We start from the raw sequence: 24,735 nt of genomic DNA, 5'->3' as shown, positions 1-24,735 counted from the left end.
GGAGGTTGTCGGTCTGCGGTGTGTCGGACCGGAGGTTGTCGGTCTGCGGTGTGTCGGACCGGAGGTTGTCGGTCTGCGGTGTGTCGGACCGGAGGTTGTCGGTCTGCGGTGTGTCGGACCGGAGGTCGTCGGTCTGCGGTGTGTCGGACCGGAGCTCATCGGCTTGCGGTCTGTCGGACCGGAGGTCGTCGGTCCGGGGTGTGTCGGACCGGAGCTCATCGGTCCGGGGTGTGTCGGACCGGAGCTCATCGGCTTGCGGTCTGTCACACCGAAGGCTGTCGGTCCGCGGTCTGTCAGACCAAAGGTCGTCGGACTCGGGGTGGTCGGACTCGGGGTGGTCGGGCTCAGGGTGGTCGGGCTGGGGGTGGTCGGGCTCAGGTGGGTTGGGTCAGAGGTGGTCGGGTCAGGGGTGGATGGGGCTGGAGGGTGGCGGGCCGGGGTCTGGGTGGGAGTGGGTTGGGGAAGGGTGGAGGGGGCGGCGTGAGTCATCCTGAGTTCTTGTGGCGGAATCCTGAGCCGAAGCCGGCCTATGACGTGGTCATCGTCGGCGCCGGTGGGCATGGACTGGCCACTGCCTATTACCTGGCCAAGAATCATGGGATCACCAATGTGGCCGTCCTGGAGAAGGGCTGGCTGGCCGGTGGCAACATGGCCAGGAACACCACGATCATCCGTTCCAACTACCTGTGGGACGAGAGCGCCGCCATCTACGAGCACTCTCTCAAGCTCTGGGAGGGGCTCAGCGACGACCTCGAGTACGACCTGCAGTTCAGCCAGCGGGGTGTGCTCAATCTCGCCCACAACCTGGCGGACGTCCGTGAGGGCAGGCGCAGGGTCAACGCCAACCGCCTCAACGGCGTCGACGCCGAGTGGCTGGAGGCCGACGAGGTCAAGAAGTTCTGCCCGGTCGTCAACGCCTCGGACTCCGCCCGCTACCCGGTCCTCGGCGCCACGTTGCAGCGGCGGGGCGGGATCGCCAAGCACGATCACGTCGCCTGGGCCCTGGCCCGCAAAGCGGACGCCTACGGGATAGACCTCATCCAGAACATCGAAGTCACAGGCTTCGAAATGGTGAAAAATCGGGTAACGGCTGTTCAGACGACCCGCGGACGGATCTCAGCCGGGAAGGTCGCGCTCGCGGCCGCCGGGCACACCTCCGTGCTCGCTGCCAAGGCGGGGTTCCCGCTGCCGCTGCAGTCCCACCCCCTCCAGGCCCTCGTCTCCGAACTGCTGGAGCCGGTCCTCGACTGCGTCGTGATGTCCAACGCCGTCCACGTCTACGTCAGCCAGGCCCACAAGGGCGAACTGGTCATGGGCGCCGGAATCGACACCTACAACTCCTACGGCCAGCGCGGCGCGTTCCACGTCATCGAGGCCCAGATGGCCGCGGCCCTGGAGCTGTTCCCGATCTTCAGCCGGGTCCGGGTGCTGCGCACCTGGGGCGGCGTCGTGGACGTCTCGCCCGACGCCTCCCCGATCATCGGCAGGACGCCGGTCGACGGCCTGTTCATCAACGCGGGCTGGGGCACCGGCGGCTTCAAGGCCACCCCCGGCTCCGGCTGGGTCTACGCCCACACGATCGCCCATGACGAGCCGCACCCGCTGGCCGTACCCTTCGCGCTGGAGCGGTTCACCACCGGCGCCCTCATCGACGAGCACGGAGCCGCGGCGGTGGCGCACTGATGATGCTGATCGACTGCCCGCACTGCGGGCCACGCGACGAGAACGAGTTCACCTACGGCGGCCAGGCCGGGATCGCCTACACCCCGGACGTGGACGACGAGGCGTGGGCCGGATACCTGTTCATGCGCGACAACCCGAAGGGCTGGTTCCACGAGCGCTGGTTCCACGCGCACGGCTGCCGGACCTGGTTCTCCGTGCACCGCCACACCGTCACCCACGAGATGAGGCCGCAGCCGTGAGGTTCACCTTCGACGAGCGGACCTACGAGGGGCGGCCCGGCGACACGCTCGCGGCCGCGCTGCTGCGCAACGGCGTGCGCGTGGTCGGGCGCAGCGTCGACCTGGGCCGCCCGCGCGGCGTCTTCTCCGCTGGCCCCGAGGAGCCGAACGCGCTGGTCCGCGTGGGCGCCGACCCCATGCTCGCGGCCACGACGGTCGAGCTGTACGAGGGGCTGGCGGCGTGGAGCCTGCGCGGCAAGGGCCGGGTCGACCTGGCCGAGCCGGCCGGGCGCCGCTGCGACAAGGGCTACCTGCACTGCGACGTGCTCGTGGTCGGCGGCGGCCCGGCGGGGCTGGCCGCGGCGCTGGCGGCGGGCGAGTCGGGCGCGCGCGTCATCCTGGTGGACGACCAGCCGGTCCTGGGCGGCGATCTGCTCGCCGGCAGGGCCACGCTGGACGGCGCGCCCGCCCTCGACTGGGTGGCCGGGGTCGCGCACCAGCTCGCGGTGCTGCCCGAGGTGCGGGTGCTGACCAGGACCACCGCGATCGGCTACTACGACGACAACTACCTGACCGCGGTCGAGAAGCGCGGCTCGGGCGAGCGCCTGTGGCATCTGCGGGCGCGCCGCGTGGTGCTGGCGACGGGCGCGCAGGAGCGCTCCCTGGCCTTCCCTGACAACGACCGTCCCGGCGTGATGCTCGCCTCCGCGGCGCGTACCTATGCCAACAGGTACGGCGTGCGGCCAGGCGCCAGAGCGGTGGTCTTCACCTGCGCCGACTCCGGGCACGAGGCGGCCCGCGACCTGGCGGCGGCCGGGGTGGAGGTGGTCGCCGTCCTCGACGCCCGCGACGGCGCGGAGATCACCGGCACCACCGCCGACGGGGAAGGAGTGCTCACCGGCGTCAGAACCCGGGGCGGCGGGCAGTTCGCGGCCGATCTGCTGGCCGTGGCGGGGGGGTGGAATCCGGTGGCGCACCTGTTCAGCCAGTCGCAGGGCAGGCTGCGGTTCGACGAGGAGCTGCAGGCGTTCGTGCCGCACCTGTCGGCGCAGGCCGAGCGCTCGGCCGGGGCGTGCAGGGGCCTCTACGGCACCGCCGAGGCGATCGCGGACGGCTACGCCGCGGGTTCGCAGGCGGCGGGACTGACCGGGTTCGCCGAACGGGCGAGCCACCACATTCCCGACAGCGACGAGCGGCCGCCGAAGCCGCCCGCGCCGCTCTGGGTGATGGGCGACGATCCCGCGACGTCCTTCGCCGACCTGCACCGCGACGTCACCGTGGCCGACCTCCAGCGCGCCTCCGGCACCGGCATGCGCTCGGTGGAGCACGTCAAGCGCTACACCACCGCGGGCACCGGCGCCGACCAGGGCAAGACGGCCGGCGCGGTGGTCGTGGGCGTCATGTCCGCGCTGCTCGGGACGGCGCCGGGCCAGATGGGGACGACGACGTTCCGCCCGCCGTACACGCCGGTGTCCTTCGCGACGCTGGCGGGGCGCGACCGCGGCGCGCTGTCGGACCCCGTGCGGACCACCGCCATGCACGAGGCGCACCTCGCGAGGGGCGCGGTCTTCGAGGACGTCGGGCAGTGGAAGCGCCCGCGTTACTTCCCCCTCGGCGACGAGGACATGGACGAGGCGGTGCGGCGTGAATGCGACGCGGCGCGGACCAGAGTGGCCGCCATGGACGCCTCCACGCTCGGCAAGATCGACATCAGGGGCGCCGACGCCGGTGAGTTCCTGGACCGGATCTACACCAACATGTACTCGACGCTGGCCGTGGGCGCCTGCCGCTACGGGCTGATGTGCAAGGCCGACGGCATGGTCTTCGACGACGGCACCACGGCCAGGCTCGGCCCCGAGCACTTCCTGATGACGACCACGACGGGCAACGCCGCAGCCGTGCTCGACTGGCTGGAGGAGTGGCATCAGACCGAGTGGCCCGAGCTGGACGTGCGGTTCACCTCGGTGACCGACCACTGGGCGACCGTGGCGGTGGCGGGGCCGAAGGCGCGCGAGGTCGTGGCGGCGCTCGCGCCGGAGGCGGCGGAGCTGGCGTTCATGCGGTGCGTGGAGACGCCGGTCGCCGGGGTGGACGGGCGCGTGTTCAGGATCAGCTTCTCGGGCGAGCTGGCCTACGAGGTCAACGTGCCCTGGTGGTACGGCGCCGCGTTGTGGGAGAGCGTGCTGGCCCTGGGGGCGGTGCCGTACGGGACGGAGACCATGCACGTGCTGCGCGCCGAGAAGGGCTTCGCGATCGTCGGGCAGGAGACCGACGGGACCGTCACCCCGCAGGACCTCGGCATGGAGTGGATCGTCTCGCGCCGCAAGCCGGACTACGTCGGCAAGCGCTCGCACGCCCGCCCCGACACCGCACGTGAGGGCCGCAAGCGCCTGGTCGGGCTGCGCCCTGAGGAGTTCGTGGAGGAAGGGGCGCAGCTCGTCGCGCCGGGCGGCGGCGAGATGCTGGGGCACGTGACCTCCAGCTACACCGGCGCCGTGCTGGCGATGGCGCGCGACGTCGCGCCGGGCGACCGGCTGGAGGCGGTCTCGGGCGGGCGTACGGTGCCGGTCACGGTGGTCGAGCCGGTCTTCTACGACCCGGACAACACCCGCCGCGACGGCGACCCGGTCGAGCGGGTCGGGACGGTGGGGGAGTGGCGGCCGGAGAGCCCGGCCGGGCGTTTCGCCCACCGCTTCCTGTCCGCGAGCTCTGAGCGGGTACGGCTGCGCGAGCTGCCGTTCGTGCGCATGTGGGAGGTACGCGGCCGGGACCCGGGCCAGGGGCTGCGCCTTGGCCCCGCCTGGTGGCTGGTGACCGGGGACGGCGGCCGGGAGGGCTGGACGGACGTCTCCGGCCAGCGCACCGTGCTGGAGCTGTCGGGCCCGGACGCCGTCGAGGTGCTGGTCACCGGCTGCCCGATCGACCTGCACCCCGCGGTCTTCCCCGGATACGCGCAGACGCTGCTCGGAAAGGCCGGGGTGATCCTGGAACGGACCGCCCCGGACGTCTTCCGCGTCTACGTGCGCTCGTCGTTCACCGGCTACCTGGCCGAGTGGTTGCTGGACGCGCTCAGCCACCCTGGCTCTGGGAGCAGTCCTCCTTCGAGGTGACCGGAGCGTCGGGCGCGGTGTCGGAGACCGAGACCTTCAGCTGCGCGGTGGAGGCCAGCAGGCTGCCGACCGGCGCCCCGGCCGCCTTCTCGTCCACGACCACGCTGCGCTCGCCGAGCAGCGCGTAGTTCTCGCCGTCGATGATCAGCTCGGAGCGCTGGCCCCGCCAGACGCCGCCGACGCCGAGCCCCTTGCGGCCGGCCGCGTCCTCGGCGCCCTCGGTGACGGTGATGCCGGGCAGCGTGCCCAGCGCCTTGAACAGCGCGGCCCGCTGCGCCGGCGGCATGTACGACTCGCGCAGCAGCTCGCTGGCGCCGTCCCAGACCGCGAACTCTGCCGGGATCTGCTTGTCGCCGTTGCCGGGGAAGGTCTTGTACAGCCACGCCTTCATCGCCTCGGCCTCGGTGGGCAGCTGCTTGAGCGTCGCGTAGTCCTTGCTCCACGGGCCCCGCGTGCCGCAGGACGTCAGCGGCATGACCTCGACGCCCTTCTCCTCGTAGGCCTTCTTCGGGATCTCCCAGCCGGGGTAGGCGACCGGGTCGATGGTCTCGATCTGGAGCACGCCGTCACGACCCTGGGCGTCCTTCTCACCGTCGGCCCTGAGCCAGATCTTCCGCTTCGTCCGATAGAGCCAGCGCTCCTCCGTGTCCTCGCCGAGCGACTGCGCGGTGTACATGGTCTGAGACTCGGTGACCACATACTGGTCGTCGCGTGGCTCGAGCTCCTCGACAGCGGCCCCCGCCGCACGGTCGAACACCTGCTCCGCCGACATGAGCGCGATCTTCGGCAGCGCGACGGGCGCGCTCTGCCGCGGGCTCACGCGCGGGGTCTCGGCGGGCAGGAACACGGCCGCGCCCACGCCGACCGCGAGCGCGAGCGCTCCGGCCACGGCGAAGGTGTACGGCTTGCGCCAAGCGAAGCGCTTCCTGCCCGCCGCGACCAGCTGATCCCTGGCCATGGCCTTGGTGCCGGGATCGTAGGGGGGGACGTCGGGACGTGCCTGGTTGACCAGGTCGAACTCGTTCATCGGGTGCCTTCCAGGGCGCTGCGGATCTTGGCTCGGGTGCGTGACAGGCGCGAGCGCACGGTGCCCACCGGGATGCCCAGCGCCTCCGACGCCTGCTCGTAGGACAGCTCGGCCCAGGTGAGGAGGAACAGCAGCTCCCGCTCGGCAGCGCCGAGCTTGGCCAGGGCGGCGGCCAGGCTCGGGCCGAGCCGTTCCGCGTCCATCCGGTCGACGCTGCGCTGCTCGAACGCCTCGCCGTCCGGCTCGGCCGTGCGGGCGAGCGCCCTGAGCTTCCTGGTCTCGGTACGGCGGTGCTTGGAGATGAGGTTTCCGGCGATGCCGTACAGCCAGGGGCGGGCGTCGGGGCGGGTGAGGTCGTAGCTCCGGCGCTTGCGGAAGGCGACCAGGAAGGTCTCGGCGGTCACGTCGTCGGCCAGGCTCACCTGGTCGGCGCCGAGCCGCCGGGCGGCGTAGCGGTGGATCTCGTCCGCGTGCAGGTCGAAGATGCGGGCGAAACGATCGGGCTCGGCCAGCGACTCCGCGATGACGGCGGCGTCGGCGTCGGCCGTTGGACGGCCGGACAGCGCGGCGCTCACCACAGCGTGAGTCTTTCCATGGGGGCTTTCCTTCCGTAGGGCGCGTTCGCGCCCTTCACCCCGTTCTCACCCGCACCGGCTGTTTGGTTCCCAAGATCTTTTGAAAGGCCAAATCAGGATATGAAGGAATTTGCCCTGTTTAGACTCTAGGGGGAGTCGCTTGACCAATTCTTGACCCTGGAGGTTCCGGTGCGCGTACGTCGTCTCGCGGGCGGGCTGGCCGTCGTCGCGGCACTGGCCGCCGGATGCGGAGGTTTGCAGGCCGGTGTGGAGCAAGGGACCGACAAGTCCACGACGCCGGTCAAGGCGGGAGACGCCCGGAAGAAGCTGGACAAGCTCTCGGTCAAGGGGCGGGCGCCGCGTACCGGCTTCGAGCGCGAGAAGTTCGGCCCCGCGTGGGCCGACGTCGACCGCAACGGCTGCGACACGCGCAACGACATCCTCAAGCGCGACATGCGCGAGGAAAAGTTCAAGGCGGGCACCCACGACTGCATCGTGCTCACGGGCGTGCTCGACGACCCCTACAGCGGCAAGACGATCAAGTTCAAGCGCGGCAACGACACCAGCATGGCCGTGCAGATCGACCACGTGATCCCCCTCTCCGACGCCTGGCAGAAGGGCGCCCAGCAGTGGGCGGCGGGCAAGCGCAGGGAGTTCGCCAACGACCCGCTCAACCTCATGGCCGTCGACGGGCCGCTCAACGGCCAGAAGAGCGACTCCGACGCGGCCACCTGGCTACCGCCGCGCAAGGGCTACCGATGCGCCTACATCGCGCGGCAGATCGACGTGAAGGTCAAGTACGCGCTCTGGGTGACGTCCGCGGAGAAGGACGCCATGGAGCGCGTACTCGACGGGTGCTGAGGCTCAGTCGTCGTCGTCGGCCTTCTCGGTCCGGTTCTTGAGGACCTTGCCGCTGGCCGCGTCCAGCTCCAGCTCGTGCTCGGTGCCGTCCTTGATCAGCTCGACGTCCCAGGTGCCGTCGTCGTCGTGGTCGGCCGAGCGCACCCAGGCGCCGGGGACCTGCTTCTTGGCGATGTCGATGGCCTGCTCGACCCCGACCTTCGGGGCCACGGGGGCGTTGACGGAGGCGTAGGCGACGCCGCCGCCGGCGAGCAGGACCACGGCGCCGGCGCCGGCGATGACGATCTTCTTGGTGATGTTCATGGGTCAAGAAAAGCGCGATCAACGGTAAAGCCGCGCTGTGGCAACCCTAAGGCTGGGTTAACCCGAGTATCAGCTCGACCGAGGCCCTCGACACCGTCATCGCGCCGCCCGACGACTCGGCCGTACGGCGGGCGATGTCCAGGCCCAGTCCGGTGGAGCCGCCCGCGCTGGAGCCGCGTTCCTGCAGCTCGGGCGGGAAACCGGGGCCCTCGTCGGCGACGGTCAGGGCGGCGCCCTTGTCGTGCGGCGCGAGCCGTACGGAGAAGGCGACTCCCTCGGGGGTGTGGGCGAAGACGTTGCCCAGCAGCGCGTCCACGCCCGCCGCCAGCTCCGCCGCGCCCACCGCGACCTCCAGCGGCCCGCCGGGCAGTTCGACCGTGAAGGCGCGCTCCTGATCCTCGGCCAGCACCGCCCAGAACCGCACCCGATCGCCCACCACCGCCGTCGCGTCGCACGAGGCGCGCGGCGGCCGCACGCCCGTGCGGCCGCGGGCCTCGGTGATGACGGCGTTCACCGCGCGCTCCAGGGCGTCAGCGCGCTCGCCGATGCGAGCGGCCTCCTCCGGGTCGCGCAGCGACTCGGCGTCCAGCCGCAGACCGGTCAGCGGCGTGCGCAGGCGGTGTGACAGGTCGGCCACCGACTCGCGCTCGATGGCGAGCAGGTCGCCGATCCGGCCCGCGAGGTGGTTGAGCGCCAGGCCCACCGACTCCACCTCGGGCGGCCCGCCCGGCTCCGCCCGAGCCTCCAGGTCGCCTCCGGCCAGCCGGTGGGAGACCCGCGCCAGCTCGTCCACCGGCCGCGTCACCCGCACCGCCAGCCGGTCGGCCAGCACGATCCCCAGCACCACCAGCGCCAGACCGAGCAGCAGCAGCGCCAGCCACGCCTCCCGCACGCCCGCGAACAGCTCCGCGTCGCTCACGAACACCCGGATCACCACCGGGCCCTGCGCGGACCTGACCGAGACCAGGACCTCCCTGCCGCCCGCCGCCTCCGCGGTCACGCTGCGCCCCGCGCGCGCCAGCCGGACCGCGTCCGACTCCCGCGCCCGCGCGCCCACCACCCGCCCGTCCGGCAGGAACACCGACACGGGCGCCGGCACCCGCTCCACGGCCAGCTCCAGGTCCGGCGTGCCCACCGCCACGACCACCGACTCGGCCGCGCTGGTGGCCCGCGCCATGGCGCCGTTCTCGGCCACCGAGCGGATCAGCAGCGCCATCGGCACCAGCAGCGCGATCAGCACCACCGACGTCGTGGCCGCCACCAGCAGCCCCAGCCAGCGCCTCACGCGGGCCCGACCAGCTTGACGCCGACGCCGCGCACGGTGTGGAGGTAACGGGGTGCCGAGGCGGTCTCGCCGAGTTTCCTGCGCAGCCACGACAGGTGGACGTCGACGGTCTTGTCGGCGCCGCCGTACGGGAGCTGCCAGACCTCCGTGAGCAGCTCGCGCTTGGAGACCACCTCGCCCGCGCGGGCGGCCAGGTAGTGCAGCACGTCGAACTCCCGCGGCGTCAGGTCCAGCGCCGTCCCGTCGAGCGAGGCCACCCGCGATCGCGGATCCACGCTCAGCCCGCCGACCTTCACCGACGCGTCAGGGCGGTCTTCGGCGGTACGGCGCAGCACCGCCTTGACCCGGGCGTTGAGCTGCGTCGCGCTGAACGGCTTGACCACGTAGTCGTCGGCGCCCGCGTCGAGGACCGGGACCATCTCGGCGTCGCCGTCGCGCGCCGTGGCCACGATCACCGGCACCTGGCTGACCGAGCGCAGCATGCGCAGCAGCTCGCGGCCGTCCAGGTCGGGCAGGCCGAGGTCGAGCACGACCAGGTCGGGACGGTCCTGCACGGCCAGGCGCAGGCCGTCGAGGGCGGTGGACGAGGAGGAGACGGCGTGACCCAGCTCGCGCAGGCCCCTGGTCAGGGCGGTGCGGATGGTCACGTCGTCCTCGATGAGGAGGATGGAGGCCATATAACTCCACGTTAACCTGGCGTTAGACCTGGTTGGGGGAGTGTTGGGGCCGTGAAGAGACTGATGCTGGCATGGGCGGTGGTCGCGCTGGCGGCTGCCGGGGCGGCGGTGGCGGTGCTGGGGCTCCTGGGCGGCGTCCTCACCGGCCAGTCCGGAAATGTCATGACACAGGCAGAAGCTCGCTCCGCGCTCGCCACCCTGCCCTCAGGAACCTCCACCGGAGCCGCCACCCCCGCGCCGACCGGCGGCGGCAAGGTGATCAGGACGGCCGGAGGCACCGTCATCGCCACCTGCACGGCCGCGCAGGTCAGCCTCCGCAACTGGAGCCCCTTCCAGGGCTACTCCGTCGACGACCCCGAGCCCGGCCCCGCCCCCTCCCTGACGGTCGAGTTCGACCGGGAGGAAGGCGAGGACGTCGAGGTCGTGGTCCGCTGCCAGAACGGCCGGCCGGTCATCTAGCCTTCCGCGCTCAGCGCCGCCTTGGTCAGCTCCGCCTGGCGGCGGATCTGCCGCATCACGACCGGGTTCAGGTTCTTGGCCTCGAAGGTCGCGATCATCGTGTCCATGACCGCGTGCGCCTGGGCCAGGTCGCCCTGGCGGGCCTCGGCGCGGGCCAGGCGCCGCATGACCATGTTGAGCGTGATGTTGTCGATCGAGGCGTCCCTGACGACCACGCCGAGCTGCTCGATGCTCTCCTTGGTGTCCGGCGGGCGGATGCGCAGGTTCTTGGCCGGGGTCAGGTCCTTGAACTCCCGCTCCGCGTTGAGCCCCTTCACCATCCGGGCGTAGACGGACAGGGGGTGCGAGCCGTACCGGGAGATCACCTCGTCCAGCGCGTCGTTGCCCGAGCGCAGCGCCGGCGAGTCGGAGCCGAGCAGCGAGAACAGCTTGCCCTGCTCCTCGCCCAGCATCAGCTCGGCCACCCGGTGGTCGTCGGCGGAGACCGGGTAGCCGACCCTGACCGCGCGGACGTTGGAGACGATGCGCGAGCCGTCGCCCGCGATGTACTGGGCGCGCACCTGGTACTCGCCCGGCTGCTGGAAGTAGTGGCCGTCGCGGCCGTGGCCGATGTAGGCGCTGCGGTAGACGGCCGGGTTGTTCTCGTCCAGGCGGATGTCCGGCGAGGCGTCCACGCAATGGCGCATCATCGGGCGGTAGACGACCGTGCGGCCGCCCGGCTGCGTGATGCAGACCTGCGTGAACTCCGTGTCCGGATGCAGGTGGCTGTGCGTGGTCCGCGCCTCGCCCGTGACGCCGAGCTTCAGCTCCACCACGACCGGCTCGCCGAAGCCGAACGACTCCTTGGCCCGCAGCTCCAGCCGCAGCCCCGACTGGTCCATGACGGGCTGCTCGAACGGGTCGATCTCGGCGGCGCCGGTGCCGAACGCGTTGGCGCCCATCGCCACGTCGCGGAAGAAGCCGTGGCGCAGGTGGATCAGCTCCACGTCGGTGAACTGGAACGGGAAGGCCGACCAGTAGCCCTGCTCCCCGCCGGGGCGGTAGTTCTGCACGTAGTTCATCCACGACAGGTCGCCGAAGCCGCCGTTCGGGCCCAGCGGCTGGGGCGGCGTTGCCAGGTTCTTCTGCCAGGAGTGCAGCAGGTTGAAGGCGTGCCCCAGTTCGTGGACGTACGTGCGGAGCTGGGCGCGTTGCGCCTGCGGGCTCTCTCCCTGGATGGCGTCGTAGAAGACGGCCGCGCCCTGACGCTGGAAGCCGTCGTTGTAGTCGAACATGATGCCCCGGTAGCCGCCCACGTGCTTGCTGGCCACCAGCAGCCAGACCCGCCAGGCGGCGGCGTCGCCGTACCTGCTGAACTGGGTTGTCATCGCATGATGCAGCTCGGCGTCGTCCCAGGCCAGGTCGGCGCCCTCGCCGCCGGTGGGCACCCTGCCCGGGTCGGTGACGCGCAGCTCGATCCCGGCCTCCGCGTAGGCGGCGGGCACGCTGAGCTCACGCGCGGGCGAGCCGGTCGGGCCCGGCAGCGACCCCGTGTCGTACGACACGAACGGCGCCGCCCCGACCACCGAGTCCTGCTCCAGGAGGACCGTGCGGAAGTACGGCGAGACGTAGGCGAGCTGGAAGTCGTCCCCGCCCACGTGCGCCGACGCGCCCTCATCGGTGACCGTGATGCTGACGCTCCTGGTGGGAACGCTGTAGGTGAACCGGCCCGACCCCCAGACCCGGGTCTTGTCGGTCTCGGCCTGGGTGCTCGGCTGGTCGACGCGGAAGGAGCCCACGTACGAGGTGGTCGCCCCGGCCACCGAGAACAGGTCGCCGCTGACCCGTCCGGTGGGTCGTGCTCCGTCGACGTCGACCCTCAGCTCCAGCCGCGAGTCGCCGTTCTGGCCCTGGTACAGCCCGCTGATCATGGGGGGCTCCCTCCCGATGGGGGTTACACCGGGGACGTTCCCCTCGCTGAGGGAGCCTGTCAACAGGCCGTTTCAGCGAGCTCCGCGGACCTGGAGGGAGCTGAGGAGTTCCTCGGAGGCCTGGGTGATCGACTCCACGGCGCGGTCGAAGGCCTCCGCGTTGTGCGCGGCGGGCGCGCGAAATCCCGAGATCTTGCGCACGAACTGCAGCGCCGCGGCCCGCACGTCCTCCTCGGTCACGTCTTCGGTGTACGGCGGGCGCAGCGTCTTGATGCTTCTACACATGCCTCAACGGTAATAGCCGATGCGCTGACTGATCTCGCGGGCACCGGCCGCCAGGATCGCGCCGACCTCCGGCAGGCGCCCGGCGGTCAGCCGGTACGACGGTCCCGACGCGCTGACCGCGGCCACCACCGAACCGTCCGAGCCCCGCACCGGCGCGGCCACCGCGTTCAGGCCCACCTCCAGCTCCTCGACCGTGCCCGCCCAGCCGCGCTCCCTGATCTCCGCCAGGCCGAGGCCCTCCACGGTGACGATCGTGGCGGGCGTGTAGCGCACCAGCTCGCGGGGGAGCGGCAGCGCGCCGAAGGCCAGCAGGACCTTGCCGCTGGAGGTGGCGTGGGCGGGGGTGCGCTGGCCCACCCAGTTGTGTCCGCTGATGGCCGACGGGCCGCGTACCTGGCTGATGTTGACGGCGTGGCCGTCCTGGGGGACCGCGAGGTTGACCGTCTCGCCGACGTCCTCGGCCAGGCGGCGGCAGACCTCCCGGCTCTCCTTGGACAGGTCGAGCTGCGCGGTGGCCGCCCCGGCCAGCCTGACCACCCCGAACCCGAGCCGGTAGCGCCCGCGATCGCCGCTCTGCTCGACCAGGCCGCCCTGTTCGAGGGCGTTGAGCAGGCGGAAGGCGGTGGACTTGTGCACGTCCAGCTCCACCGCAAGGTCCGTCACCCGGGTGGCGCCCTTGCTGGCGAGGATCTCCAGGATCGCGATGGCCCGATCCACCGACTGCACCGAGCTGTTGCTCATGACGCAACACTAATGGGTTCTGTCGGCGCCGGGTGGGAAGCTCTGGCTCATGGAGTTCTCAGAAGGCACGCCCTGCTGGGCGCAACTGCTGACGCCCGACGCCGCCGCGGCCAAGCGCTTCTACGGCGGGCTGTTCGGCTGGACCTTCGACGAGCGCGGCGCCTGGACCATGTGCCTCGACGGCGCCCGCCCCGTCGCCCAGATCACCCAGGCCCCGGGGGAGGTGTGGGAGGTCTTCCTGACCACCTCCGACGTCGCGGCGGCCGCGGCCAGTGTCCCGGGGGCCGGTGGCACTGTTCTGGAAGAACCCTTCGACGTCCCCGGCTACGGCCACTACGCCCGGGCCGCCGACCCGGCCGGGACACCGTTCGTGCTGTGGCAGCCTAGGGAGTTCACCGGCGGTGGTCTTCACTGGCTCGACCTCAACACCCGGGACGGCGAGCGGATCGACGCCTTCTACACCGCGGTCCTCTCCTACGATCCGCATTCGGCGTCCGGCGACTACACGTTGTGGCACTCCGGAGGGCGGCCTGTGGGGGGCCGCCTGGAGATGGACGACTCCGAGTGGGCCGGCATCCCCGAGCACTGGATGACGTACTTCGCGGTGGCGGACGTGGACTCCGTGGCCTCGCTGGCCGAAGACCTCGGCGGCACCGTGGGCCACGGCCCCGTACCCTCCCCGCGCGGCCGCCTGGCCATCATCGGCGACCCCAGCGGCATCCCCTTCACCGCCATCACCCCCACCTGACCCCTCAGCCCCGACTCCCACCTCGACGCCCCGCCGGCACGCCCGCCGCGCCCTCCATCGGGCTACCCGCAGGGTGCCCGCCCGGTCGGCACGCGCGATGCCCGCCCCGGGTTGTTCGCGGGTGCCCGCCTCGTCCACCGTGGTCGCGCTCTTCTCTTCGTGCTCGCGGCACGCTCACGGGCGTGTGTGCGGCGGGACGCCGATCTCGTGAGGGGGGTTAGGGGGTGGGGCTGAGTTCCGAGCCGAAGGCGGTGGCGATCTTGCGCATGCCGGTGGCGAGTTCGTCCCGGTCCAGGGCGTCGATGCGCTCGGCCGGGCCGGACACCGACATGGCGGCCACCACGCGGTTGCCGTCCTGCACCGGCACCGCCAGGCAGTGCACGCCCAGCTCCTCCTCGCCCAGGTCCATCGCGTAGCCGCGGACGCGGACCCGGTCGAGTTCGGCGAGCATGGCCTGCGGGTCGGTGATGGTGTTGGCGGTCTTGCGGGGCATGCCGGTGCGTTCGAACAGGCTCAGGGCCTCGTCGGTGGCCCGATCGGCGAGCAGCACCTTTCCGACGGCCGTGCTGTGCGGCAGCACCCGCCGCCCGACCTCGGCGAACATCCGCAGCCTCCGCGGCGACGGCACCTGCGCCACGTAGACGATGAAGTCGCCCTCCAGCACGGCCAGGTTCGCCGTCTCACCGGACAACTCGACCATCCTCGTCAGGTACGGCTGCGCCCACACCCCGACCATCCGCTCGGCGACACCGCCCAGCCGCACCAGCCCGCCACCGAGGGCGTAGCGCCGGTCCGACTCCTGCCGTACGTAGCCACGTGACAGCAGGGTCTGCAACAGGCGGTGGATCGTCCCGTACGGCAGGCCCGTCCTGGCCGCGATCTCCGACAGACCGGCCTCACCGCCGTGCTCGGCCAGCGCCTCCAGCACGTCGAGCGCCCGATCGACCGACTGCACGCTCACCCGCTCACCCCCGCTCGCTCCCCACCCGGCTCCCCGGGCAACTTACTCCCGATCCACCCACCTCCAGACCACCCCGCCCTCCGGCCGACCTCCCCCGGCACAACAGACCCCGACCTGACCTCCAGGAGGGCCCGGGGGGTGAAACGCCGCAGGATGACATCCCCGAGCACCACCGCCCCAGAACCGACCGCCTCAGGTCTGACGGCCTCAGGTCTGACGGCCTCAGGGTTGACGGCCTCAGGGTTGACGGCCTCAGGTCTGACGGCCTCAGGTCTGACGGCCTCAGGTCTGACGGCCTCAGGTCTGACCGCCTCAGGTCTGACCGCCTCAGGGTTGACAGCTCGGGGGGTGACGGTCGCGGGGTTGATGGAGCGGCGTGCGGACCCTGCGCTGAGGTGACCCCTGGCGACGGGCGGCATGGCGAGGGCGGGCGCGTCTGTGGCGGGGTGGGCGCGGGAGGGAGTGGCCGTGGTGAAGGGAGGTGGGGTGGTGGGCGGGTGGTTGGGCATCGCGGGGCTCACAGGGGGACGCCGCGTAGGGACGCGTCGAGGACCTCGGCCGTGTGGGCGACGCGGATCGAGCCGCCAGCCCGCCCCATGGCCGACGCGATCTGCATCGTGCACCCCGGGTTGGCCGACACCAGCACCTCTGCCCCGGTCGACGCCACCGACTTGGCCTTGCGGTCGCCCAGATCGCGGGCGGCCTCGGGCTGGAAGATGTTGTACGTGCCCGCCGACCCGCAGCAGATCGCCGAGTCCGGCACCTCGCGCACCGACAGGCCGGGGATGGCCGACAGGAGCGCGCGCGGCTGGGCCCGGATGCCCTGGGCGTGGGCGAGGTGGCAGGCGTCGTGGTAGGCGATGGTCAGGGGCAGGGGATGGCGGGTGGCGGCTGGGCCGAGTTCGGCGAGCCATTCGGCCAGGTCGACGGTCCTGATGGCGCGGGCCCTGGCCGCCCATTCCGGCTGGCCGGCGAGCAGCTCGCCGTACTCCTTCATGGAGGAGCCGCAACCGGCGGCGTTGACGACGACGGTGGTGACGCCGGCGCGTTCGAACGTGCGGATGGTGCGTCTGGCGAAGCGGCGGGCCTGGTCTTCGTGGCCGGAGTGCACGCTGAGAGCCCCGCAGCAGCCCTGGCCGGGCGGGATCACGACCTCGCAGCCCTCCAGCGCGAGCACGCGCGCGGTCGCGGCGTTCACCTGGGGGAAGAACTCGCCCTGTACGCACCCGGTGAGCATGCCGACGACGGCCCGGCGCGGCCCGCGCGCACGGACGCGGCGCGGCAGGCGCTGCCGGCGGGTGACCCGGGGCGCGAGGGCGGCCATGGCGCCGAGGCTCGGGTGCACGCGTTCCAGGAACGGCGCCATCCGCTCAGCCAGCCCGATACCTGGACGCAGCAGCCGCAGCCGCCGCGGATAGGGAAACAGGCTGAACACGAGACCCCGCACCGCACGCTCTTGCGGGTCGCGCACGTGCACACGTTCGACCTCGGCGCGCGTCTGCTCGATCAGCCGGTCGTACTTCACCCCTGACGGGCACGCGGTCACGCACGCCATGCACCCGAGGCACGCGTCGAAATGCCCGGCCATCTCGGGAGTGACCGGTGTGCCGTCGGTGTGCTGCTTCATGAGGTGGATCCGCCCGCGCGGAGAATCCATCTCCTCGCCCCACAACACGTAGGTCGGGCAGGTAGGCAGGCAGAACCCGCAGTGCACGCAGTCCTTGATCAGCTTCGGGTCCATGCTAGATCCCTCCCACGAACCGGCCGGGGGACATCCTGCGCCCGGGATCGAACCGTTCCTTCACCCGCCGCATCAGCGGCAGCGCGGACACCTCACCCCACCTGTCCATCAGGTACGGCGAAGCCAGCACGGAGACCCGCGCCCCCGCCTCCCGCAGCCCGGCGACCACGGGAACGAACCCGGCCCCGTCCCCCCGCAGAAAGAACCGCCCGGAGACCGGAGACCCGCGCAGAGCCAGCCCCGTTCCCTCCAGAGCGGCCAGGACACCGCCCACCCGATCGGGCATACAACGCACCTCGGCCAGCGACTCGCCCTCGCCGGCCTCGCCCCACCAGCCGGGCATCGAGGAGGTGACCTCGTCCAGGAGGGTCTGTGCGCGCCGGGTGGCGGCGGCGCCTTCCACGAGGGCGGCCAGCGTGACCGGTCCGGAGGGGTCGGGCCAGTCGAGTTCGACCGCCGTGGGCTCGGCCTGCGCGGCCGCCAGCCGTACCGCGGCGTCCTGGACCTGCGCGGGAGTCAGGCGCGTCTGGACCCACGCCCGCTCGGCGGCCAGCGGATGCAGGCGGAAGGTGGCTTCGGCGATCACACCGAGCGTCCCGAACGAGCCGGTGAAGAGCTTGCCGAGGTCGTAGCCGGCGACGTTCTTGACGACCTTGCCGCCGGACTTGGCGATCGTGCCGTCGGCCAGGACGACGGTGATGCCGATGAGCAGGTCGCGCGGCGTGCCGTACCGGAAGGAGCGGGGGCCGGCAGTGCCGGCGGCGAGCAGGCCGCCGACGGTGGCATCGGCACGGAAGGGGCCGTCGTAGACGAGTTCCTGGCCCTGCGTCGCGAGCCGGTCGGCGAGCGCCTCCAGCGTCACCCCGGCCTGCGCGCGGACGACGAGGTCGCCGGCGGCGTGTTCGATGATCTGGTTCATGCAGCAGGTGTCGATCAGCACGTCGCAGCGCTCGGGCGGCGCGCCCCAGTCGAGCTTGGTGCCGCCGCCGACGGGCACGGCGGCGAGGTCGGCCTCGGCGCAGGCGCGCAGCAGCGCGGAGATCTCCTCCACGGACTCCGGCAGCGCGACGTAGCTGGGCAGCACGTCGCCGACGGCGTCGAGCGGACCGGCCTCGCGCAGGGTGACGCCGCTCTTCTCGAGTGCCTCTTCCGCCATCAGAACTGCTCCGCCTTCCCCGACTCGACCAGGGGATGCACGCCCTTCCGCACGCCTGGCACCTCGCCGCAGAGCCGCGGCGTGGGGAAGACCTTGCCGGGGTTCGACAGGTTCCGGGGGTCGAAGGCGCAGCGGACGAGTTGCATGGTGTCGAGATCGTCGTCGGAGAACATCCTCGGCATATATCGGGACTTGTCCACCCCGACTCCGTGCTCACCCGTGATCGATCCGCCGTTCTCGATGCACAGATCGAGGATCTTGCCCGACACCGTCTCGGCGCGCTCGCCCGCCCCCGGCTCCGCGTCGTCGAACAGCACCAGCGGATGCAGGTTCCCGTCCCCGGCGTGGAAGACGTTCGCCACCTTGATCCCGTATTCGGCGGAAAGCCGGTCGATGCTCGCCAGCACCGAGGGCAGGCTCGTGCGCGGCACCACGCCGTCCTGCACGATGTAGGCCGGGCTGATCCGTCCCACCGCCGCGAACGCCGACTTGCGCCCCTTCCAGATCGCCGCCCGCTCGGCCGGATCGGCCGCCACCCGCAGCTCGAACGCCTGCGCGCAGATCTCCGTGAGCTGGGCGAACTGCCGCTCGACCGCCTCGGCCGGACCGTCCAGCTCCACGATCAGCACCGCGCCCGCCCCCTCGGGGTAGGCGCAGGCCACCGCCGCCTCGGCCGCCTCGATCGACAGCGCGTCCATCATCTCGATGGCCGCCGGAACGATGCCCGCCCCGATGATCGCCGACACGGCCTGGCCGCCCTGCTCGATGCTCGCGAAGGCGGCCAGCACCGTCGTCACCGCCTCAGGAGTACGGCTGAGCCGCACGGTCACCTTGGTGGCGACGCCCAGCGTGCCCTCCGAGCCCACGAACGCCCCGAGCAGGTCGTAACCCGGATCCATCCGGTCGAGCACCACGATGTCCCCGTCGGGGGTGACGATCTCGCAGGCCTCGACGTGGTTGACGGTGAAGCCGTACTTCAGGCAGTGGGCGCCGCCGGAGTTCTCGGCCACGTTGCCGCCGATGGAGCAGATCTGCTGGCTGGAGGGGTCGGGGGCGTAGTAGTAGCCCTGCTCGCGCACCGCCTCGGTGATCGCCAGGTTGGTGACGCCCGGCTCGACCACCGCGCGCCGGTTGGGCAGGTCGATCTCCAGGACGCGCCGCATCTTCGAGGTGACGATGAGCACGCCGTCGGTCCTGGGCAGCGCGCCGCCGGACAGGCCCGTGCCCGAGCCCCGGGCGACGAACGGCACGCCGTACCTGTTGCAGAGTTTGACGATCGCGGCGATCTGCGTGGCGGACTCGGCGAGCACCACGACGCCGGGGGTGGCCCGGTGGTAGGTCAGGCCGTCGCACTCGTAGGTGCGCAGGCGTACCGGGTCGGTGATGACCTCGCCTTCACCCGAGGCCACCCCGTGCAGCGCCGTGATGAACTCCGCCAAAGGGGTCATGGCATGCGAGCATAAGCCGGAAGTGTGAGGAACTCCGCGAAATCATCGTCGAGCGCGACCTCCTTGAAGAGCGCCTCGGCCTGGGCGTAGCGCTCGGCGTCGTAGCTGGGCTCCTTCGCGATCTTGGCGAGTTCCTCGGCGATGATCCGCTCGACCAGCTCCTTCGTGACCGTCTCGCCGGTGTCGGCCAGCGCGATGCCGTTGTGGATCCACTGCCAGATCTGCGAGCGGGAGATCTCGGCGGTGGCGGCGTCCTCCATGAGGTTGTGGATCGCGACCGCGCCGAGCCCGCCCATCCAGGCGGCCAGGTAGCGCAGGGCGACGTCCACGTTGTTGCGCAGCCCGGTCTCGGTGATGCTGCCGGGGGTGGCCGAGACGTTGAGCAGGTCGTCGGCGCTGACCCGCACGTCCTCGCGGGTGCGGTCGAGCTGGTTGGGACGCTCGCCGAGCACCCCGTCGAAGACCTCACGGCAGATCGGCACCAGGTCGGGGTGGGCCACCCACGAGCCGTCGAAGCCGTCGCCGGACTCGCGGGTCTTGTCCGCGCGCACCTTCTCCAGCGCGACCGCGTTGACCTCGGCGTCGCGGCGGCTCGGGATGAACGCGGCCATGCCGCCGATCGCGTGCGCGCCCCGCTTGTGGCAGGTGCGCACCAGCAGTTCGGTGTACGCGCGCATGAACGGGGCGGTCATCGTCACCGCGTTGCGCTCGGGCAGGAGGTACTCGCGGCCGCGCGTGCGGAACTTCTTGATCACGCTGAAGAGGTAGTCCCAGCGGCCCGCGTTGAGACCGGCCGAGTGCTCGCGCAGCTCGTACAGGATCTCCTCCATCTCGAACGCGGCCGGGTACGTCTCGATCAGGACGGTTGCCCGGATCGTGCCCCGGGGGATGCCGAGCGTGTCCTGAGCGTGGACGAAGACGTCGTTCCACAGGCGCGCCTCAAGGTGGGACTCCATCTTCGGCAGGTAGAAGTACGGGCCCTTGCCCTTGTCGAGCTGGCGCCGGGCGCAGTGGAAGAAGTAGAGGCCGAAGTCGAAGAGGGAGGCGGCGACTTCCTGGCCGTCGACCAGGGCGTGCTTCTCGTTGAGGTGCCAGCCGCGCGGGCGGACCACGATCGTGGCCAGCTCGGCGTCGGGCTTCAGCGAGTAGCTCTTGCCGCCGGTCTCGAAGTCGATGGCGCGGTCGAGGGCGTTGCGCAGGTTGAGCTGGCCGGCGACGCAGTTGTCCCAGAGCGGCGCGTTGGCGTCCTCGAAGTCGGCCAGCCAGACCTTGGCGCCGGAGTTGAGCGCGTTGATGGTCATCTTCTGGTCGACCGGGCCGGTGATCTCGACGCGGCGGTCCTCAAGGCCGGGGGCGGGCGCGGAAACCTGCCACTCGCCCTCCCTGACCGCCTTCGTCTCGGGCAGGAAGTCGAGCGTGCCGCCGGCCGACAGCTCGGCCTGCCGCGTCTGCCTGGCCTCCAGGAGTTCCAGGCGGCGGGCGTCGAAACGCCGATGGAGTGCTGCCACGAACTCGAGCGCCTCCGGGGTAAGAACCTCGTCGAACCGGTCGAGCATCGGGCCGGTGATCTCCATGGGCCGAAACCCCTTTCCATGCCGTGGAAAACGCGTTCTGGATTATGGAAGTGAAGCTACTTCATGAGGGGTCGAGGGTCAAAGACGGGGGTCGGGTAGGGGGCATCCCGGATGCGGGTCCGGGCCCTGACCGGGAAGATTTGAGATATGAAAACAATCGTGTTCGCGGGGGCCCTGCTGGCCTCCACGGCCGTCCTCACCGGCTGCGGGCTGGCGAGCATTGGGGGGCCCACCGAGGAGAGCGTCGTCAACTACGACGTCAACGACAAGGTCGCGCTCCTGGATGTCAACTCGGGATCAGGCGACATCGTGATCACCGAGAGTGAACGGTCGGGCATCCGCGTCACGGAGACCCTCCAGTGGCGCAACACCAAGCCGCAGGCCGAGCACAAGGTCGAGGGCGACACGCTGCGCGTCACGTACGACTGCAAGGGCGGCTTCGGCTCCTGCAGCGTCAGCTACAAGATCGAGGTGCCCAAGGGCCTGAAGGTCAAGGCCGACGCCGGGTCCGGCACCATCACGCTGCGCAACCTCACCGGAGAGCTCGAAGCCTCCGCCGGTTCCGGCGACATCGAAGCCTCCTCCCTCGGCGGCAAGAAGGTCCTCGCCGACGCGGGTTCCGGCAGCATCGACCTCAAGTACGCCAGCGCGCCGGCCGACGTCAGCCTCGAAGCCGGTTCCGGCGACGTCACGCTCACCCTGCCCGGCGGCTCGTACAACGTCAGCGCCAACGCCGACTCCGGAAACTCCAAGGTCGAGGTCACCAACGACCCGAACGCCGCCAACCGCGTGAACATCGAGGCCGGATCGGGGAACATCAACGTCGTACCCGGATAACCAGGTGATGGCGGCGTGGATGTCGTGCCACCATCTGGGGAAGACACCACGGTGTCCGGACGTTCCCTATTAGAGATGACACGAATGCAGAAATACACCACGCTCGACCAGATCGAGACCGGCGAGATGGACCTCGAAGAGCGCCACGCGCTCCGCCGCGTAGCGGGCCTTTCCACCGAACTCCAGGACGTCACCGAGGTCGAATACCGCCAGCTCCGTCTCGAGCGGGTGGTCCTCGTGGGCGTTTGGACCTCTGGTACGTCGAGCGATGCCGAAAATTCCCTGCTGGAGCTCAAGCTTCTGGCCGAAACCGCGGGATCCGAGGTGCTCGAGGGCCTCATCCAGCGGCGGCAGAAGCCGGACTCGGCAACCTACATCGGCTCCGGCAAGGCGCTGGAGCTGCGCGACATCGTCGACGCCACCGGCGCGGACACGGTGATCTGCGACGGCGAGCTGACCCCGGCCCAGCTGCGCGAGCTCGAAGAGGTCGTCAAGGTGAAGGTCGTCGACCGGACGATGCTGATCCTGGACATCTTCGCCCAGCACGCGCAGAGCCGGGAGGGCAAGGCCCAGGTCGAGCTCGCCCAGTTGCAGTACCTGATGCCGCGCCTGCGCGGCTGGGGCGGCAGCCTGTCCCGTCAGGTCGGCGGCCGTTCCTCCAACGGCGTCGGCGTCGGCGGTCGCGGACCCGGTGAGACGAAGATCGAGCTCGACCGGCGGCGGATCCGCGAGCGGATGTCGAAGCTGCGCAAGCAGATCTCCGGCATGTCCACCTCGCGCGGGGTCATGCGCCACCAGCGCCAGCGCCGCGAGGTGCCGGCCGTGGCCATCGCCGGCTACACCAACGCGGGCAAGTCCTCGCTGCTCAACCGCATCACCGGTGCGGGCGTGCTGGTCGAGGACGCGCTGTTCGCCACCCTGGACCCGACCGTGCGCAAGTCGCGCACGCCGGACGGGCGGCTGTTCACGATCGCCGACACCGTCGGGTTCGTGCGCCACCTGCCGCACCAGCTGGTGGAGGCGTTCCGGTCCACGCTGGAGGAGGTCGCCGACGCGGACCTGATCCTCCACGTGGTGGACGGCTCGCATCCCGACCCCGAGGGGCAGATCGCGGCGGTTCGCGAGGTCTTCTCCACCATCGAGGGCGCGCTCGACGTGGCCGAGGTCGTGGTGATCAACAAGGCCGACGCCGCCGACCAGGAAGTGATCGACCGCATCATGCGGCGCGAGCGCAACAGCATCGTCGTCTCCGCGCGGACCGGCGCGGGCCTGCCCGAGCTCCTGGAGCTCATCGAACGGCAGCTGCCCCGCCTGGACCACGAGGTGCGCCTGCTGGTCCCCTACGACAGGGGAGACCTGGTCTCGCGGGCTCACGAGGAGGGCGAGGTCGTCTCCGTCGAGCACGTCGAGGACGGCACGATCCTGCACGCGTGGGTGCTGTCGAGCCTGTTCCACGAGCTGGAGAAGGTCGCCAAGCCGGTCGAACGGGTCTGATCTCCATTTTCACTGTACGGCTATCGCTATCTCGATTGGGTGAATGCCCAGCGTATGGCGGTAGCCGTACGTCTTAAATCCTGACAAATGCGACAGTGGCCTTGATGTGCCTGGGATTGCTACCATTGGCCAAGCCTCAGGACAGCAAAGGGCACGGGTTGCGGATGATGGCTGCTGCGGGACGAGACGCATGCAGGGGGCGCTGTGACGATTGTGATTTCTTCCGAATAACCCTGTACAGTCGGCCGACCTGTGAAATAACGTAACTGAACTGAAATCGCCGGATCATGCGTCCGGCGATACGGTCACCGCACATCATTGGCGGATGAGAGCAGGAGACCCCATGTCGTCCGGACCCGGACTGGACTCAGTGGGCGCGGCGGGAGCCGTGCGCTCTGTTCCGCGTCCGTGCGTGGCGGTGATGCGGTGACAGTTCGCCTGCTGACCAACATCGGCCGCCTCTGGACCGGCAACGAGGTCCTGAGCAACGCGGCCATCCTCGTGCACAACGACCGCATCGCGTGGGTCGGCCGCGCGCCGGACCTGCCGCAGAGCGTGCCCGGCGTCGTCGACGACATCGTCGACGTCGACCACGTGGAGAACCTCGGCGGCGCCCTCGTCACTCCCGGCCTCATCGACGCGCACACCCACCCCGTCTACGCCGGCAACCGCTACGCCGAACTCGCCATCCGCACCGGCGGCTCCACCTCCTCGGCGATCACCGCCGCGGGCGGCGGCGTGGGCTCCACCGTCACCGTGACCCGCGGCACCGACCCGTGGACCCTCTGCAACGGCGTGCGCGAGCGCCTTCGCTCCTGGCTGCTCAGCGGCACCACCACCGTCGAGGCCAAGACCGGCTACCACCTCACGCGCGACGGCGAACTCGCCGACGTGCGGCTCCTGCGCGAGCTGGAGAAGGAGCCGATGATGCCGCGGGTGCACGTCACCTTCCTCGCGGCGCACGTGGTCCCGCCCGAATACTTCGGCCGCCAGCGCGAATACGTCGAGGCCGTGGGCGCCTGGTGTGCCGACGCGGCCGCCGCCGGAGCCGACAGCGTCGACGTCTACTGCGACGAAGGCCACTTCACCACCGAGGAATCCCGCTGGGTCCTCGCCTCCGGCCGCAACGTCGGCCTGCTGCCGCGCATCCACGCCGGCCTGTTCAGTCGCCGCGGCGCCGTCCAGCTGGCCGCCGAACTCGGCTGCGCCTCAGCCGACGGACTCCACCACACCTCCGACGAGGACCTCGCCATCCTCTCCAGGTACGGCGTGCCCGCCGTCGTCTGCCCGGCCACCGCGCTCCAGCGCGGCAACCTCCCGCCCGTGCGCAAGATGATCAAGCACGGCGTGATCGTCGCCCTCGGCAGCGACCACAACCCCGGCTACTGCGGCATCACCTCGATGTCCCAGGTCATCGCGATGGCCGTCGCCGCGTTCGGCATGAGCGTCAACGACGCGCTGCGCGCCGCCACGCTCGGTGGCGCCACCGTCCTGGGCGCGCCCGACCGCGGCGTGCTCGCACCCGGCCGCCTGGCCGACATCGTCCAGTGGGACGCCGACCACGAGGGCGCCTTCGCCTGGTCCTTCGGCCTCAAGCCGCGCCGCGTCTGGCGGGGTGGCACCCCCGTTCAGTAGTTAATCT

22 protein-coding genes are annotated in these 24,735 nt (G+C 71.0%); 9 read left to right on the top strand and 13 right to left on the bottom strand.

The genetic code is table 11. The features are described 5' to 3' along the window. The first annotated feature begins 456 nt into the window (after positions 1-456). The 3 genes from HNR40_RS28660 to HNR40_RS28650 are packed head-to-tail and all read left to right on the top strand — an operon-like array spanning position 457 to position 5,011. The gene (locus tag HNR40_RS28660; protein ID WP_184966693.1) at positions 457-1,683 is read left to right on the top strand and encodes a sarcosine oxidase subunit beta family protein; all 1,227 of its coding nucleotides are present in this window, start codon (positions 457-459) and stop codon (positions 1,681-1,683) included. After that, complete coding sequence (locus tag HNR40_RS55085) at positions 1,683-1,922, top strand: sarcosine oxidase subunit delta (protein WP_184966691.1); 240 nt, start codon at positions 1,683-1,685, stop codon at positions 1,920-1,922. Before HNR40_RS28660 ends, HNR40_RS55085 begins: the two co-directional genes overlap by 1 nt. Next, positions 1,919-5,011 carry a 2Fe-2S iron-sulfur cluster-binding protein gene (locus HNR40_RS28650; protein WP_184966689.1) on the top strand — a complete coding sequence of 1,031 codons (3,093 nt, stop codon included), beginning with the start codon at positions 1,919-1,921 and terminating at the stop codon, positions 5,009-5,011. Before HNR40_RS55085 ends, HNR40_RS28650 begins: the two co-directional genes overlap by 4 nt. On the opposite strand, the gene HNR40_RS28645 is transcribed toward HNR40_RS28650, so the two are convergent. Together HNR40_RS28645 and HNR40_RS28640 are read right to left on the bottom strand one after the other, a co-directional pair. Further along, positions 4,971-6,038, bottom strand: a complete 1,068-nt coding sequence (locus tag HNR40_RS28645; protein ID WP_184966686.1) for a CU044_5270 family protein — start codon at positions 6,036-6,038, stop codon at positions 4,971-4,973. The genes HNR40_RS28650 and HNR40_RS28645 overlap by 41 nt on opposite strands. Beyond that, positions 6,035-6,616 carry an RNA polymerase sigma factor gene (locus HNR40_RS28640; RefSeq protein ID WP_312896544.1) on the bottom strand — a complete coding sequence of 194 codons (582 nt, stop codon included), beginning with the start codon at positions 6,614-6,616 and terminating at the stop codon, positions 6,035-6,037. The genes HNR40_RS28645 and HNR40_RS28640 overlap by 4 nt, the downstream gene beginning before the upstream one ends. 186 nt (positions 6,617-6,802) lie before the next feature. Here HNR40_RS28640 and HNR40_RS28635 point away from each other — a divergent pair, with 186 nt between their 5' ends. Continuing rightward, positions 6,803-7,474 carry an HNH endonuclease family protein gene (locus HNR40_RS28635; protein ID WP_312896543.1) on the top strand — a complete coding sequence of 224 codons (672 nt, stop codon included), beginning with the start codon at positions 6,803-6,805 and terminating at the stop codon, positions 7,472-7,474. 3 nt (positions 7,475-7,477) lie between these two features. On the opposite strand, the gene HNR40_RS28630 is transcribed toward HNR40_RS28635, so the two are convergent. From HNR40_RS28630 to HNR40_RS28620, 3 genes are read right to left on the bottom strand one after another with little or no spacing between them, the layout of a single operon-like run. Further along, positions 7,478-7,777 (bottom strand): PepSY domain-containing protein, encoded by a 300-nt coding sequence (locus HNR40_RS28630; protein WP_184966682.1) that lies wholly within the window; start codon positions 7,775-7,777, stop codon positions 7,478-7,480. Between the two features lie 46 nt (positions 7,778-7,823). Beyond that, on the bottom strand, positions 7,824-9,062 hold the full coding sequence (locus tag HNR40_RS28625) for a sensor histidine kinase (RefSeq protein WP_184966680.1): 1,239 nt from the start codon (positions 9,060-9,062) through the stop codon (positions 7,824-7,826). Further along, positions 9,059-9,739 carry a response regulator transcription factor gene (locus HNR40_RS28620; protein WP_184966678.1) on the bottom strand — a complete coding sequence of 227 codons (681 nt, stop codon included), beginning with the start codon at positions 9,737-9,739 and terminating at the stop codon, positions 9,059-9,061. The genes HNR40_RS28625 and HNR40_RS28620 overlap by 4 nt, the downstream gene beginning before the upstream one ends. Before the next feature lie 51 nt (positions 9,740-9,790). Between HNR40_RS28620 and HNR40_RS28615 the strand changes: the two genes are divergently transcribed. Continuing rightward, positions 9,791-10,198 (top strand): hypothetical protein, encoded by a 408-nt coding sequence (locus tag HNR40_RS28615; protein WP_184966676.1) that lies wholly within the window; start codon positions 9,791-9,793, stop codon positions 10,196-10,198. On the opposite strand, the gene HNR40_RS28610 is transcribed toward HNR40_RS28615, so the two are convergent. The 3 genes from HNR40_RS28610 to HNR40_RS28600 form a co-directional block, all read right to left on the bottom strand. Continuing rightward, positions 10,195-12,108, bottom strand: a complete 1,914-nt coding sequence (locus tag HNR40_RS28610; protein ID WP_184966674.1) for a hypothetical protein — start codon at positions 12,106-12,108, stop codon at positions 10,195-10,197. The two genes, HNR40_RS28615 and HNR40_RS28610, sit on opposite strands and share 4 nt — an antisense overlap. Positions 12,109-12,180: 72 nt before the next feature. After that, positions 12,181-12,393, bottom strand: a complete 213-nt coding sequence (locus HNR40_RS28605) for a DUF2277 domain-containing protein (RefSeq protein WP_184966672.1) — start codon at positions 12,391-12,393, stop codon at positions 12,181-12,183. Positions 12,394-12,396: 3 nt separating this feature from the next. After that, positions 12,397-13,134 (bottom strand): IclR family transcriptional regulator, encoded by a 738-nt coding sequence (locus tag HNR40_RS28600; protein WP_184966670.1) that lies wholly within the window; start codon positions 13,132-13,134, stop codon positions 12,397-12,399. 49 nt (positions 13,135-13,183) lie between these two features. Between HNR40_RS28600 and HNR40_RS28595 the strand changes: the two genes are divergently transcribed. Beyond that, entirely contained in the window at positions 13,184-13,882 is a 699-nt protein-coding gene (locus HNR40_RS28595; protein WP_184966669.1) for a VOC family protein, read from the top strand. A gap of 217 nt (positions 13,883-14,099) precedes the next feature. Here the strand turns inward: HNR40_RS28595 and HNR40_RS57400 are convergent, their stop codons facing one another. The 5 genes from HNR40_RS57400 to aceB form a co-directional block, all read right to left on the bottom strand. Further along, on the bottom strand, positions 14,100-14,837 hold the full coding sequence (locus tag HNR40_RS57400; protein WP_376773525.1) for an IclR family transcriptional regulator: 738 nt from the start codon (positions 14,835-14,837) through the stop codon (positions 14,100-14,102). Positions 14,838-15,360: 523 nt separating this feature from the next. Further along, a complete protein-coding gene (locus tag HNR40_RS28585; RefSeq protein WP_184966667.1) occupies positions 15,361-16,584 on the bottom strand; it encodes a (Fe-S)-binding protein in 1,224 nt (407 codons plus the stop codon). 1 nt (position 16,585) lies between these two features. Continuing rightward, positions 16,586-17,740 (bottom strand): FAD-binding oxidoreductase, encoded by a 1,155-nt coding sequence (locus HNR40_RS28580; protein WP_184966666.1) that lies wholly within the window; start codon positions 17,738-17,740, stop codon positions 16,586-16,588. Next, entirely contained in the window at positions 17,740-19,188 is a 1,449-nt protein-coding gene (locus HNR40_RS28575) for an FAD-linked oxidase C-terminal domain-containing protein (protein ID WP_184966665.1), read from the bottom strand. Before HNR40_RS28575 ends, HNR40_RS28580 begins: the two co-directional genes overlap by 1 nt. Next, positions 19,185-20,762, bottom strand: a complete 1,578-nt coding sequence (gene aceB / locus HNR40_RS28570; RefSeq protein ID WP_184966664.1) for a malate synthase A — start codon at positions 20,760-20,762, stop codon at positions 19,185-19,187. The genes HNR40_RS28575 and aceB overlap by 4 nt, the downstream gene beginning before the upstream one ends. Before the next feature lie 147 nt (positions 20,763-20,909). On the opposite strand from aceB, the gene HNR40_RS28565 reads away from it, so the two are divergent. From HNR40_RS28565 to hutI, 3 genes are all read left to right on the top strand, one after another. Then, positions 20,910-21,599, top strand: a complete 690-nt coding sequence (locus tag HNR40_RS28565) for a DUF4097 family beta strand repeat-containing protein (RefSeq protein WP_184966662.1) — start codon at positions 20,910-20,912, stop codon at positions 21,597-21,599. Between the two features lie 84 nt (positions 21,600-21,683). Then, complete coding sequence (hflX, locus tag HNR40_RS28560) at positions 21,684-23,093, top strand: GTPase HflX (protein ID WP_184967330.1); 1,410 nt, start codon at positions 21,684-21,686, stop codon at positions 23,091-23,093. Between the two features lie 426 nt (positions 23,094-23,519). Then, complete coding sequence (gene hutI, locus HNR40_RS28555) at positions 23,520-24,728, top strand: imidazolonepropionase (protein ID WP_184966660.1); 1,209 nt, start codon at positions 23,520-23,522, stop codon at positions 24,726-24,728. The last annotated feature ends 7 nt before the right edge of the window (positions 24,729-24,735 follow it).

The organism is Nonomuraea endophytica (assembly GCF_014203235.1).
GTDB lineage: Bacteria > Actinomycetota > Actinomycetes > Streptosporangiales > Streptosporangiaceae > Nonomuraea > Nonomuraea endophytica.
This window is presented reverse-complemented; position numbering and strand designations above follow the sequence as displayed.

Coding starts and splice junctions, on each gene's coding strand:
- HNR40_RS55085 (WP_184966691.1), top strand. CDS start 1,683: ATGATGCTGATCGACTGCCCGCACTGCGGGCCACGCGACGAGAACGAG.
- HNR40_RS28645 (WP_184966686.1), bottom strand. CDS start 6,038: ATGAACGAGTTCGACCTGGTCAACCAGGCACGTCCCGACGTCCCCCCC.
- HNR40_RS28630 (WP_184966682.1), bottom strand. CDS start 7,777: ATGAACATCACCAAGAAGATCGTCATCGCCGGCGCCGGCGCCGTGGTC.
- HNR40_RS28620 (WP_184966678.1), bottom strand. CDS start 9,739: ATGGCCTCCATCCTCCTCATCGAGGACGACGTGACCATCCGCACCGCC.
- HNR40_RS28610 (WP_184966674.1), bottom strand. CDS start 12,108: ATGATCAGCGGGCTGTACCAGGGCCAGAACGGCGACTCGCGGCTGGAG.
- HNR40_RS28605 (WP_184966672.1), bottom strand. CDS start 12,393: ATGTGTAGAAGCATCAAGACGCTGCGCCCGCCGTACACCGAAGACGTG.
- HNR40_RS28600 (WP_184966670.1), bottom strand. CDS start 13,134: ATGAGCAACAGCTCGGTGCAGTCGGTGGATCGGGCCATCGCGATCCTG.
- HNR40_RS28595 (WP_184966669.1), top strand. CDS start 13,184: ATGGAGTTCTCAGAAGGCACGCCCTGCTGGGCGCAACTGCTGACGCCC.
- HNR40_RS28585 (WP_184966667.1), bottom strand. CDS start 16,584: ATGGACCCGAAGCTGATCAAGGACTGCGTGCACTGCGGGTTCTGCCTG.
- HNR40_RS28580 (WP_184966666.1), bottom strand. CDS start 17,740: ATGGCGGAAGAGGCACTCGAGAAGAGCGGCGTCACCCTGCGCGAGGCC.
- HNR40_RS28575 (WP_184966665.1), bottom strand. CDS start 19,188: ATGACCCCTTTGGCGGAGTTCATCACGGCGCTGCACGGGGTGGCCTCG.
- aceB (WP_184966664.1), bottom strand. CDS start 20,762: ATGGAGATCACCGGCCCGATGCTCGACCGGTTCGACGAGGTTCTTACC.
- HNR40_RS28565 (WP_184966662.1), top strand. CDS start 20,910: ATGAAAACAATCGTGTTCGCGGGGGCCCTGCTGGCCTCCACGGCCGTC.
- hflX (WP_184967330.1), top strand. CDS start 21,684: ATGCAGAAATACACCACGCTCGACCAGATCGAGACCGGCGAGATGGAC.